The organism is Proteiniphilum sp. LBM24028, assembly GCF_056629195.1.
In genome coordinates, this window is record NZ_CM152817.1 from 18,951 (window position 1) to 31,931 (window position 12,981).

The following is a 12,981-nucleotide window of genomic DNA, read 5'->3' on the forward strand; positions in this document are numbered from 1 at the left end:
TATGGAGACAAGAAAATTGAATAACGGAGTAGAAATCCCTGTAGTAGGATTGGGCACCTATAAAATAGGAAACACGGATAAGGAGACCTATCGTGCCGTGCGTACAGCACTGGATGCGGGATACCGGCATATCGACACTGCCACGCTGTATGTGAATGAGCGTCCGGTTGGAAGAGCCATCCGGGAGAGTGGTATTGCGCGGGAAGAGATTTTCGTGACCACGAAGTTGTGGGGAAGTGCCATCCTTTCAAACCGGATTCAGGAGGCTTTCGAAGGTAGTCTATCTAATCTGGGTCTAGATTATGTGGATCTTTACCTTGTGCACTGGCCGGTGAAAGGCAAGCTGGCTTTCACATGGCAGGCAATGGAACGGATATTTGATTCCGGAAAAACAAGATCAATCGGTGTGAGCAACCATCTCGTACATCATATTGATGAGTTGTTGCAGGAAGCCACCATCGTGCCAGCTGTGAATCAGATGGAGCTCCACCCTTGCCTGACACAAAATGATGTGGTGAAATATTGCAGCCGAAAAGGAATAGTTCCTGTGGCCTGGAGTCCGCTGGGGAGAAATAATATTGCTTTGCTGGAAGAAGAGACGTTGGTTACAATCGGAAAGAAGCATGGGAAGTCGCCAGCACAGGTTATTTTGCGCTGGAATGTGGATAAGGGCATCGTGGTAGTCCCCAAGTCGTCCGATAGCCAACGACAAAAAGAGAACATTGAAATTTTTGATTTCCAGCTTACAACAGAAGAAATTAACCAAATTGATGCACTAAACAGAGACTACCGTACGGGGATTCATCCCGATAAAATCTCATTTTAACAACGCTAATAAATATCTCTTTCGTTGAGTGCCTGCTGGTATGCTCTTGCATTTCGTGTATGTTCGGCATGTGTGACTGCAAAATTATGTCGTCCGGACAGGTCTTCCTTTGCACACATGAACAGATAGTTGTGCTCTTGGGGCGATAAGGTTCCATCAATGGCGCGGATTGACGGTATACGAATGGGGCCGGGGGGCAGGCCGGCATTTTTATAGGTATTATAGGGTGATTCTACCTCCAGATGCCTGTAAAGAATGCGGCGCAATGAAAAATCTCCTACTGCAAATTTCACGGTGGGATCGGCTTCCAGCCGCATCCCCTTTTTTAAACGATTCAGATAAAGTCCTGCCACCACAGGATATTCATCGGCGTAAGTGGCCTCTTCCTCCACGATGGAGGCCAGGACGGATACCTCAGCCGGAGTCAATCCGAGCTTTTCAGCCTTGTCCCGGCGGCTTTCATTCCAGAAAACATCATATTCCCTCTTCATCCGGGTCAGCAGATTCCCGATGCCCGTATCCCAGTATACTTCATAGGTGTTTGGGATAAACATCGATATGAATGTCTCTGCATCAAATCCATACTTTTCGGCATTGGAATTATTCCTGAGGGCATTCAACAATGTCAGGCTATCCATCATCAGCTGTTGGGATATACGCCCGGCAAGGTTTTCCGCAGTACGCATGTTGTTGAAGGTAAGATCAACCGGTGTCTGGCTCCCCGAGCGTAACAGACGGATGACGTCAGACATTGTCATGCCGTCATTAATGGCATATCTTCCGGTTTTCACCTTGTTCGGGTAGTTCATCCGTTCCGCCATCATCCGGAATATTTTTTCGGAAGGAAATCCGGCCTTATCCCTGATTTGCGTAACAACATCTTCATACTTCTTTTGCCCGTCGATATAAATATAGACAGTTTCTGACAGGGAAAAGGGTTTAGATATTATGCTGAAGGCAAATATACCTGCAGAAACTACCAGTAGCAGCAATGTTCCGCTGACCCATAACAGAATATTCTTTTTTTTCTTCTTCTTTTGCATAGTGTGGCATGAAAGCTGGCGCAAATGTAAAAATATTCGCTTGAAAATATCATCTTTTCTTTGACAAGTTGAAAACAAACTTGTATATTTGCATCCGATTTTAGCGAAAAATTACAAGGAAGTGTGGGTGAGTGGCTGAAACCAGCAGTTTGCTAAACTGCCGTACGGGTAACTGTACCACGAGTTCGAATCTCGTCGCTTCCGCTGCAAGGGGATTTTTGGGTAATACCAAAAGTCCTTTTTTCATACTTATGCCATGCGGATAGGTTTATTCTATTCTCCTTCGAAAAAATCTATACAAAATATGTTGTACAACATGTTTTTTGTTGTATCTTTGTAGTGATTTAAATGGCAAGCGAGTTATTTGGAATCATCTTTAGGTTATCAATTACATACTGAATGGCTTCTTAATAGTCGGTTGCCGATGAATCATGAATTTTTTAAAGAAAGGAAAAATTATGACAATCAGAAACCTTACCAAAGAAGAAATTTTGGGACAGATCAAGTATCTGGAACGAAACATCTCAAACGGGTCTGTTTCATACCGTATAAACAGGTTAAACAGGCTTCGTACGTTAAGAGCGAGTTTGCGATATGCAAGCTAAGGACCATTTGCCGGTAGCGAAGAGCAGAAAGCAGGAATTGCCTGCAAGTATGCTGATGCCGTGAGGCAAATGTAATCAGACATGGTTTTGAAGCTGAGTGATCGAATGTATATCACGGACGCTTTATTTTGATTTTTATTTATACTATTATATTGCAGGCTACCTACCGGGTGGCTTTTTTTGTTTTTGAAAGAGTTTTACGGATATTTATGCCAAATATTCTGGATGGCATGCTTTAAAATGTGATTTTTGTCTATCTTTGTGCCGTATTCTAACAAAAAGCTAATTTAATTCAAAGATTATGATGAATTTATTATCTGCCAGATTGTCTGCCTTGTCGCCTTCAGAAACTTTTGCGATGGCGCAGAAAAGCAATGAGCTGAAAGCCAAGGGTATTGATGTGATCAATATGAGTGTGGGCGAACCTGACTTTACTACGCCCGACCATATCAAGCAGGCTGCAAAAAAAGCGATCGACGATAATTTTTCATTCTACTCTCCTGTTGCAGGATTTCCTGACCTGAAGAAGGCGGTGTGCGAAAAGTTGCAAAAAGAAAACGGATTGGAATATACACCGGCACAGATTGTGGTTTCGGGAGGAGCGAAACAATCACTTTGTAATGTGATCCTTTCTATTGTGGATAAGGACGAAGAGGTGATTATCCCTGCCCCCTACTGGGTGAGTTACCCCGAAATGGTAAAGCTGGCCGAAGGAAAGTCTGTTTTTGTGCATGCAGGAATAGATCAGGACTTCAAGATTACGTCGCAACAGCTGGAAGAGGCAATCACTCCGAAAACCAAGGCTTTGATTCTCTGTTCCCCCTCAAATCCAACAGGGAGCGTTTACACGAAAGAGGAACTGAAGGCGATGGCTGCAGTGCTGGAAAAGCATCCTCACGTCTATGTGATTGCCGATGAGATCTACGAGCACATCAACTATATCGGCCAGCATGAATCTATCGCGCAGTTTGTCACTATCCGTGACAGAGTGATTGTGGTGAATGGCGTATCGAAAGGGTATGCCATGACGGGATGGCGTATAGGATGGATTGCCGCACCACAATGGATTGCTTCAGCATGCAGCATGTTGCAGGGGCAGTATACTTCCGGACCTTCGTCCATCTCACAGAAAGCAGCCACGGCAGCCTATACCGGTGATCAATCCTGCGTAAGTGAGATGAGAGTGGCTTTCGAGAGAAGACGTAATCTAATTGTTTCACTGCTTGGTGAGATTCCGGGATTGAATGTGAATAACCCGATGGGTGCTTTTTATATTTTCCCCGAATGCAAAAGTTATATTGGAAAATCTTACAACGGGAAAATAATGAACAGTGCTACAGATGTGGCAATGTATCTTCTGGAAGAAGCACATGTGGCCTGTGTGGGGGGGGACGCCTTCGGAGCTCCGGGCTGCATCCGTCTGTCCTATGCCACATCCGATGAAAATATTCAAAAAGCAGTCGCACGCATAAAAGTAGCTTTGGAAAAGTTGTCCTGACCGCGTATTGCAAGGCATGTTCACGCAGAGATCGTCCTCAATTAATCAGGATTTCTAATTGTTGCTTGTGATTGAAACTGACACCCATACCGGGAGATGGTCTGAAGCCATGGTCTCATTTTCTACCCTGGTTTCCAATACAGTGAAGGCTAGCTTCGGATTTTTCTTTGCCAGTATATAATCGATGCATCTTTTTGGATTATTGACGGGAATTGTCGGTTGAGATGTGTCGTTTAAAAAAGTCCACTCCTTCGATAGCTCCTGAATTTCTTCCGAGTCGGGAACAGCATTCAGGTCGCCGGCAAGGAAGATTGGTTTTGACCTGTAATTTTGCATCAGCTCATTGATTATGTCGACCGATGCTCTCCTGTCGGGTTGCTTCAATGACCAGTGTGTGCAACAGATTATGTAATCTACCATCTCAACAAGCAGCAGGCTGCGCTGTTCTTCACTGCCGGGCAGTTCGATTGCATCTTTGCGTAGGGGCTTTTCTTTTGTCAATATGCCGATGCCATATCCCCCTCCCTGATAATCTATCGATTTGTTGTATGTGGCAAACATCCCCGTGCGTTTTGCCAACTCATTCAGAGCAATTAATCCTCCGCTTCTTTGAGTGGCACTGTCTAGTTCCTGAACTGCCACACAGTTGGCATCAATCCGCCTGATAACGTCTGCCACACGGTCATAATCGATTATTTCATCCATGCCCCGGGCATTACGAACATTATATGATAATATTTTAACCTGTTTCCTCTCAGTGTTTATGGTTTCCCCTTTATGTCTGATTGTAGAACAACATGGCAGTAATACGAAGAACAATAGAATGATCATATTACTGACGCTTACTTGTGCCTTTCTCATATGGATATATTTTAATAAATTAATCTAAAGAAATGAAAGATGTGAATAGTTATTTTATACAATTATTAATCATAAAAGAGTTGGGTGTTCTCTTCGATTAACTTACCTCGCTGACGGCATCGCAATATTTACTTTTCAGGGCGAGTGAAAACCGTTAAAATAAGAGAATACGCAACATGAATATCTTTTTACGGATCATAGCCTGACTAAAATCCTCAACCAGTTCGGGGTGCTTTTTCTTTATATGAGATCTCACAATAGATAATGATTCCGAATATTTATTATATACTGTTTTTTTGCTCACAGTCAACGCTCTGGCTGTCTCTCCCACGGACCAATTGTTAATCCGTAACCAGAAAGTTTTCTGTATTAATGGGGGGTGCCCATCAAGGGCATCACAGATTATTTGTACCAGTTCTTCCTCTTCCATTTTCGCTATTATGCTACTGTAGCCGGTCTCTATGTTCTCTTGTAATTCCAGTTGATCGATGGAGATGATGTTCTTTAATGTTTCCCGGTAAATGTCCAACATTCGGAATCTGAGATATTGTAACATATATGATTGTGCCGAACCTTGGTCATTACATTTCAGGAAAGATGGGTTTTCCCATACCTTTATCCAGAAATCCTGAATAAGGTCATCTGTCAATGCCTGATCATTCAATTCATAATAAACGAAACTATAGATCAGTTTAATATATCGCTTGTAGAACCAATCGAAAGCCTTTTGGTTTTTTCCCGCAATAAGCAGCAGCAATGAATAATCTGTTCTCTTTTCCATACAGATTTTTTCTTGTGTGATATATTTCTTTACAAAGAAACATAATTTCATTTAAAAAAAAGACTTAAGGAACGATTAAGTTTTTGTTAAGTAGTGGCTGAAGATATATTAAATATAATTTAAAATACTTGCAATTAATTTCTTTAAATATCACAATAGGAAGTGGATAGAATATTCCTGATTGTAGTTAGCATATATTAACTAAAAAGTCAGGGAGAAAAATCAATTCAACCACGTAATATGTATATAGGAAAAATATATTGCAAAAAATAAAATGGAAAAGAATAAACTACCCGTTGATAAAGTTAATAGAGAAGAGAAGAAGATGTTGTTAAAGAGTTTTTTACGGCACTTCCATTACGAAAACATGTCGCCGAAGGAGATGAGAGTAATTGAATTGTTAAGGAAAACATATAACCCTGTTAATAATGCGGGAATCTTGACTGATAAGGATCTGAATAAGGCAGTCAGGAGAAATCGGAAGCAAATTTTAAAAAAGATAAATACATCCCCAACTCCTTGGAGAACGAATAAAACAAGCCGGTATACTCCTGTCTTCATAGGAGGGAGTGTTGCAGCCATTACCCTCCTGGTAATTTGCTTTATAACTCCTTTTCCCAAGAGTATACCAGTTACTGAAAAAACAGGTATAACAGCAGACTCTTACATGATCGAAAAACAATTTATCGCGGAAGATAATATGAAAAAGATCGTCCTGGCCGATGGATCTACTGTATTTCTTAATAAAGGAACGACTGTCAGTTTGCGAACAGGAAAATTCAATGCCTATATCCGTGAACTATGGCTTGACGAGGGCGAAGCCTTCTTTCAAGTTACGAAAGATGCAGACCGCCCGTTTGTTGTACATACATCCAATGGGATAGCGACAAAGGTATTGGGTACCTCTTTTAATATAAGGGCATATGCCGAGCTAGAGGAACAGGTGATTTCGGTCAATACCGGTCGTGTACAGGTATATGATGAAAGTGACAATAAGATTATCCTCGACCCTGATTATAAAGTATCCATTAAAAACGGAACCAGCGGATTTATGGCAGGTAAAACAGATGCCCACAATATTTCCGCATGGCGATCAGGAGCCATTCTACTGGAAGATGCAACCATCAAAGAGGTTGCCTTCAGGCTGAAACAAGTATTCGATATTGATCTGATCTATGGCGATGCAGTTGACCTGAATGAGGAAATTGTCACCTCGTTTACTCCGGACATGTCACAAGAGGAGGTGATTATGACGATATGTAAATTGTATGGCGTACATTATGAAAGAGATAGTAATAGGGTAATACTGATTAAATAAGATGAAAATTATGGTGATAAAGATGGAGAAGATGTGCAGTATCGTCCTTCTGGTGATGGTGCTGGGGTGGGCAAATTTTGGAAATTTGTCTGCAAATGTTCAACATGGAGGAAACTTCCCGGTTGAGTCGATGATTGAAAGAATGGAACGGCTCAATGAAATGGGGAAAACAACAGGACAAACCGTATCGTATAATGCAACAGAAATTCGCGATGAGATTGTACCGGCAATAGAAGCTGAAACCAACAATATGGAAGAGTGGTTATATAAATCGTTGAAGGACTCCAAATATACATACGAGAAGAGGAATCAAGCGCACTATCTGGTTGTCCGGAACAACTATGAAACTGAAGAAAAAACGGAGCAAAAACAGCAAGTGTCTGTACTCCAGGGACGTGTGACGGATTATCGGAATGAACCGCTTATCGGAGTAAATATTGTTGAAAAAGGCACTTTAAACGGGACAGTAACCGATATAAACGGTCATTATTCTTTATCCGTTCCTCCTGATGCCGTTATTGTATTTTCTTATATCGGATATACTGCTCAGGAAACTCCGAGAAATAACCGGAATATCATAAATATAGTCCTTTGGGAAGATTCGGAAATACTCGATGAGGTTGTTGTTGTCGGGTATGGAACACAGAAAAAAATCAACCTTACCGGATCAGTGGCTTCCGTGCAGGGAGATGTGTTGGAAAATCGCCCGGTAGGCACTGTCGGAGTAGGATTGCAAGGGATGTTGCCCGGTGTGACCATCACCTCTTCTTCCGGTCAACCCGGAAGTCCCGGTCTCAATGTCTTGGTCAGGGGTGTAAACACGATTCACAGCCAGACCTCTCCGCTTATATTAATCGATGGTGTGTCAGGAGGTGACATTAATTTAGTTAACCCAGACGATATTGAAAGTGTAACAGTCTTGAAAGACGCCGCTTCCTCGGCCATTTACGGAGCACGTGCCGCGAATGGCGTCCTCCTGGTTACTACTAAAAAGGGGAAGAAAGAAGGAAAACCTACGATCAATTATTCCGGTTATATAGGAATACAGACCCCTACTTCATTACCTGAGCTGGTGAATGGGCGTGAATATATGACATTGTCTAACGAGGCACGAAATGCCCGGGGAGTGGCAATTCCTTATACCGACGAGGCTTTTATGAAGTATGACTCTAAAAATTTCCCTAATGATTATTCCAACACTAACTGGGTGGATGGCGTATATAAAAAACAGGCAACCCAACAAAGCCATAACATCAATATCAATGGTCGGAGCGCAAATACTTCTTACTATATGTCTTATGGATTTCTTGATCAAACTGGCCTGATTGTCGGCGATCCGTATGCTTCCAGCCGCCATAATACACGTCTTCGGTTAATCACGGATTTAGCCGATCGTTTGCGTATTGATGGTAATATCAGTTTTATTGACTTCTACCGTAAAGATGCCGGGGGAACCGGAACGGCTGGTGTATTCCGACTGGTACAGCGTATTTCCCCCTTGCTTCCAATTAAATGGCAACTTCCTACTGACGATGGTAACTGGCAGGATTCCCCACATTGGTCGTACGGATCAGTGTCTAATCCTGTACGGGTTGCGTATGAGTCCGGTTATACCAAAAATTATTCCAGGACCTTTAACGGTAATTTTAATGCTACTCTGCGTCTGGTTGAAGGAATGGATGTAAACGCGCAGTATGCCTATAATTATTACACGCGTGACATGAAAGACTGGAGCCCGACCATGCCTCGTTTTCTGGCTGATGGAACTCCTCACACGGGAAACAGTCAGGCGGTGAATTCAGTTTCGGAATCCCGTCTTAATACGGTAACTCAAACGTTTAATACAACGTTGAACTATGTGAAGCAGATTTCCCGACATGAATTGAAACTTCTTGCCGGTTTCTCTCAGGAATCGGCCGTCATACCTTATTTGAGCGCCTCGAGACAAAAAGTGTTACTTGATGGAATTGAGGTAATTGATGCCGGTACGGAAAATATTCGTAATAGCGGGACCGAAGAACATTGGGGACTCCGTTCCTACTTTGGACGGTTAAATTATGACTTCGCTTCCAAGTACCTGTTCGAGGCAAATATCCGTTACGACGGTACTTCCCGGTTTTCAAAAAACAACCGTTGGGGAACCTTCCCTTCCTTCTCTACCGGATGGCGATTCTCGGAGGAAAAATTTATGGATTTTTCCAAAGATTTTTTAGATTCGGGAAAACTTCGTGCTTCATGGGGAGAATTGGGAAACCAGAATATCAGTTCTGATTACTATCCTTACCTCATTGAAATAGAACGTGTGGAAAAGGCATATCCTATCGGCAATAAAGAGAATGTAGGCTTCAAGCAGTACGCTTTGGCAAATGAAAATATCAAATGGGAAACCATACGAATGTTCAATATCGGCGTAGATATGGTAGCACTGGATAACCGGCTAGATTTTTCGTTCGACTGGTTTAAGAAGATCAATCGGAATGCTCTTTTGAAGCCAATTTATCCTTCAATTATTGGTATTACGGCTACTTCAAACCTCCCTTTTGAAAATGTTGGATCAATTGAAAATAAGGGCTGGGAGATTAGTTTGAACTGGCGGGACAAAATTGGACAAGTTAATTATGGCTTGACAGCCAATCTTTCGGATGCTAAAAACAAAATAACCGATTTGGGAAACAGTACTCCTTCCTTAGGAAACAATATTCGGAGAGTAGGCGATCCGATTAATGCATACTATGGTTACCTGACAGATGGATTGGCGCAGGTAACCGATTTTGAGTCGTATAATGAATCAACTCAGCGGTACGAAAATCCCAAGTTTCCTCTTATCAGCAGTTATGCAGCCATTATTCAGCCTGGTGATATAATTTATCGCGATATCAGTGGTGAAAATGGGAATCCGGATGGTAAAATCGATGATTACGACAAGGTGGTTTTCGGAAATCCCTATCCCCGTTATACATACTCATTAAGAGGCTTTGCCGAATGGCGGAATTTTGATTTTTCATTTTATCTGCAAGGTGTTGCGAAAGTCGATGGTTATCTGAGTGAAGAGGCACGACATGCGTTCATCAATGATTACTCCATTCCCAAGAAAGCACATTTGGACCGGTGGACACCTAATAATCAGGATGCTTCATATCCTCGCATGTACTACCAACCTGATCACAATGTTGTTTTTTCGGATTATTGGTTGGAAGACGCTTCTTATTTGAGATTGAAGAATATTCAACTTGGTTATAATATTCCTAAGTCCTTGATTAATAAAATGAAAATAAGTAATTTAAAGGTGTTCTTAACGATTGATAATTTATTTACCTTGACCAATTATTTCGGCGGATTTGATCCGGAGGTCAGGGAAACTTCCGGGGATGCTTACCCGCAATTAAAAACATATGCAATAGGCGTTCAACTCGGATTTTAATATTATTAATGAAAAAAAACATGAATAAAATGACAAACTTGAAATATATTCTTGTTGCAATGCTTCTGTTTGTATGGAGTTGCGACGATGGTTTTTTAGATAAATTTCCCCTCGACACGGTTACTAACGGAACGTACTGGAAATCGGAAGATCAGTTAAGGGCTGCTCTTTATCCTTGTTACGACGGACTTCAGTTTGAACTGATCACCTACCCCAGTGTTTTCGGGGATGATGTGGTATGGGGCGCTTTGGGCAGCGGACTGAGCAAAGTGCCCGGAGGACGGCATACGGCTTTGGATGGGTTCCCTATAAGTTCTTTCTGGAATTATACTTATTCCCATATTTTTACGTGTAATAACTTTCTGGATCATTATAATGCGGCGGAAATACCACAAGCGACAAAAGATGTATATGCTGCCGAAGTGAAAGTGATCCGTGCATTACAGTATTTCTGGCTTACATCCTATTGGGGAGATGTACCTCTCGTTACAAAGGTCATCACTTCTGAAGAGGCTTACGGACCGAGAACACCTCGCAGTGAAGTGATTGAATTTATTCTTGATGATCTGGATTGGGCGGCAAGCAAGCTGAGTGGGGATATTCCCTCTGGAGACAATTTAGGACGTATCAACAAATGGGGCGCTCTGGCATTGAAGGCACGCATTGCTTTACAAAATGAATTTTGGGAAATGGCTGCTTCTGCCGCGAAAGAAATTATTGACAACAGTCCATATGAACTATATTCCAATTATGCAGATTTATACCAACTTGCCGGTAATTCCGAAACCAATCCGGCAAATAAGGAAGCCATTATTTATAGCCTTTATGTGAAGGATATTCGCATGAATAATATGACCAACTATACCTGTACCCCTGTTGACTATATCCGTTTTAATCCATCCAAGCGGTTGGTGGATGCCTTTTTATGTACGGATGGTAAACCTGCAAAAACCGGGTTGGAATATTATGGGCGAAATGATGTTTCGGTCTCCGGCCTATACACCTATCCCGAGCAGACTTATGCCGATTATTTTCAAAATCGCGATCCACGTATGGCCATGACCCTATATGTGCCCGGAGATGAATGGCCGGGAGGTGATGACGGAGATTCGGATGATAACATCCCAAATCCCATATTCCGGTTGCCGCGTTTTGCCGCTTTGCAGAATAACAACCGAAATGGAGCCAACGGGTTGACCGGCTTTTATTTTAAAAAATACAATACTATTGAGCTGGCAGGTGCTACTAACAGAGACCACAACAATATTAACGTGATTCGCTATGCTGAAGTATTGCTGATCTATGCCGAAGCATTGTTTAATATGCAAGGGGGTACCCTCACTCAAGCACAGATCGACCAGACAGTCAACAGATTGCGAGGCAGGGTGGGAATGCATCCCATGAAACTAAACGAACTGGATGCCTGGGGAATGAACCTTGAAACGGAGCTTCACCGGGAACGACGGGTGGAGATGTCCATGGATGGAATGCGCTATTTTGACGTGCTGAGATGGAGAGAAGGTGAGAAATTCCTGGGAAAGGCCATGGTGGGTCCCCGCCTGCAGGTGTGTTTGAATGATTTGGGTAAAAACCCTTTCAGTGCTAACGGTGTGGATGAATTTGGTGATATAATTTATGAAAAATCTGTGGCCGAGGGCGGAATAGATCACTTTGACCCGAGTAAACACTATTTATGGCCGGTACCTTATGCCGAAAGAATTAAAAACCCCAAATTGGGACAAAATCCGGGATGGGAGGAATAAGAAATGAAAAAAATATACATGTCTGCTTTTTTGATGTTCTCATTGCTTATTGTAGCAATAGCCTGTGATAAAAAGTATAAAGAAATGGAGGATCCCGGCTGGATTACGCCAAAGCCGGATAATAAGGTTGTTGTGATGAGTTACAACGTTAAATACTGTTCTGCTATTAATAGTACTGTTTCGGATGTTGATGCTGTAGCGGCAGTTATTAATAAGATAAAACCCGACATCGTTCTTTTTCAAGAACTTGATAAAAACACTACCCGTAGCGGTAAGGTCGATCAGCTGGCCCTATTGTCGTCCAAAACAAATATGCCTTATACGTTTTATAGTAAAGCTATTGATTATCAGGGAGGAGAGTCCGGGCTTGGTATTCTTTCCAAGTACCAGCTGTCCGATCCGAAACGATATGATTTGCCTCGTGTAGACTTGGGTCCGGATGTGTATGTCAGCTATCGTATTCTGCAGACAGCAGTCATTACCGTAAATGAGAAAAAGGTTCTGATTGCTAATACGCACATGGAACTGACGCAGGAAAACCGGGATTTGCAAGTGCCTGAAATTAATAGGATTCTTACTAGTTCTGCGATTCCTACTATTATTGGAGGAGACTTCAACGCCGTTCCCGGTAATAAGACCATGCAGTCTTTTTTCGATTTTGGCTTTAAAAAAACATGTACTACAAATTGTTTGACCATCCCGTCAATTAATCCGAATCGAGAGATTGACTTTATCCTTTACCGTCCTGAACAAAAATATTCAGTAGTGTCGCACCAGGTTATTGATAGCCAGGCATCAGACCATTTGCCTATTGTTGCGGTTTTGGAACTCAAATAACGAGATGTTTGATATAAACGAATTAAAA

At 42.2% G+C, this 12,981-nt stretch carries 10 protein-coding genes and 1 tRNA gene; 8 read left to right on the plus strand and 3 right to left on the minus strand.

What is annotated here, in order from left to right; all coding sequences use genetic code 11:
- The first annotated feature begins 1 nt into the window (after position 1).
- Entirely contained in the window at positions 2-826 is an 825-nt protein-coding gene (locus AC1HCU_RS00095; protein ID WP_480367580.1) for an aldo/keto reductase, read from the plus strand.
- 5 nt (positions 827-831) lie between these two features.
- Here AC1HCU_RS00095 and mltG read toward each other — a convergent pair whose 3' ends face one another.
- Positions 832-1,869, minus strand: a complete 1,038-nt coding sequence (gene mltG, locus AC1HCU_RS00100; RefSeq protein WP_480367582.1) for an endolytic transglycosylase MltG — start codon at positions 1,867-1,869, stop codon at positions 832-834.
- Positions 1,870-1,986: 117 nt separating this feature from the next.
- Between mltG and AC1HCU_RS00105 the strand changes: the two genes are divergently transcribed.
- The 3 genes from AC1HCU_RS00105 (at position 1,987) to AC1HCU_RS00115 (ending at position 3,972) form a co-directional block, all read left to right on the plus strand.
- Positions 1,987-2,073, plus strand: a tRNA-Ser gene (locus AC1HCU_RS00105).
- Between the two features lie 254 nt (positions 2,074-2,327).
- Complete coding sequence (locus AC1HCU_RS00110) at positions 2,328-2,474, plus strand: hypothetical protein (RefSeq protein ID WP_480367583.1); 147 nt, start codon at positions 2,328-2,330, stop codon at positions 2,472-2,474.
- 304 nt (positions 2,475-2,778) lie between these two features.
- Positions 2,779-3,972 (plus strand): pyridoxal phosphate-dependent aminotransferase, encoded by a 1,194-nt coding sequence (locus tag AC1HCU_RS00115; RefSeq protein ID WP_480371271.1) that lies wholly within the window; start codon positions 2,779-2,781, stop codon positions 3,970-3,972.
- Positions 3,973-4,026: 54 nt separating this feature from the next.
- Here AC1HCU_RS00115 and AC1HCU_RS00120 read toward each other — a convergent pair whose 3' ends face one another.
- Together AC1HCU_RS00120 and AC1HCU_RS00125 are read right to left on the minus strand one after the other, a co-directional pair.
- Positions 4,027-4,677, minus strand: coding sequence for an endonuclease/exonuclease/phosphatase family protein (locus AC1HCU_RS00120; RefSeq protein WP_480367586.1), 651 nt, complete (start codon positions 4,675-4,677; stop codon positions 4,027-4,029).
- Between the two features lie 310 nt (positions 4,678-4,987).
- Positions 4,988-5,614: an RNA polymerase sigma factor gene (locus AC1HCU_RS00125; protein WP_480367589.1), complete on the minus strand. Its 627-nt coding sequence runs from the start codon at positions 5,612-5,614 to the stop codon at positions 4,988-4,990.
- Positions 5,615-5,888: 274 nt separating this feature from the next.
- On the opposite strand from AC1HCU_RS00125, the gene AC1HCU_RS00130 reads away from it, so the two are divergent.
- Genes AC1HCU_RS00130 through AC1HCU_RS00145 form a run of 4 tightly spaced genes read left to right on the plus strand, consistent with a single transcriptional unit; the run spans position 5,889 to position 12,953 of the window.
- Positions 5,889-6,932 carry a FecR family protein gene (locus AC1HCU_RS00130; RefSeq protein ID WP_480367592.1) on the plus strand — a complete coding sequence of 348 codons (1,044 nt, stop codon included), beginning with the start codon at positions 5,889-5,891 and terminating at the stop codon, positions 6,930-6,932.
- Between the two features lie 10 nt (positions 6,933-6,942).
- Complete coding sequence (locus tag AC1HCU_RS00135; protein WP_480367595.1) at positions 6,943-10,353, plus strand: SusC/RagA family TonB-linked outer membrane protein; 3,411 nt, start codon at positions 6,943-6,945, stop codon at positions 10,351-10,353.
- A gap of 29 nt (positions 10,354-10,382) precedes the next feature.
- On the plus strand, positions 10,383-12,116 hold the full coding sequence (locus AC1HCU_RS00140) for a RagB/SusD family nutrient uptake outer membrane protein (protein WP_480367597.1): 1,734 nt from the start codon (positions 10,383-10,385) through the stop codon (positions 12,114-12,116).
- Between the two features lie 3 nt (positions 12,117-12,119).
- A complete protein-coding gene (locus AC1HCU_RS00145; RefSeq protein WP_480367600.1) occupies positions 12,120-12,953 on the plus strand; it encodes an endonuclease/exonuclease/phosphatase family protein in 834 nt (277 codons plus the stop codon).
- The last annotated feature ends 28 nt before the right edge of the window (positions 12,954-12,981 follow it).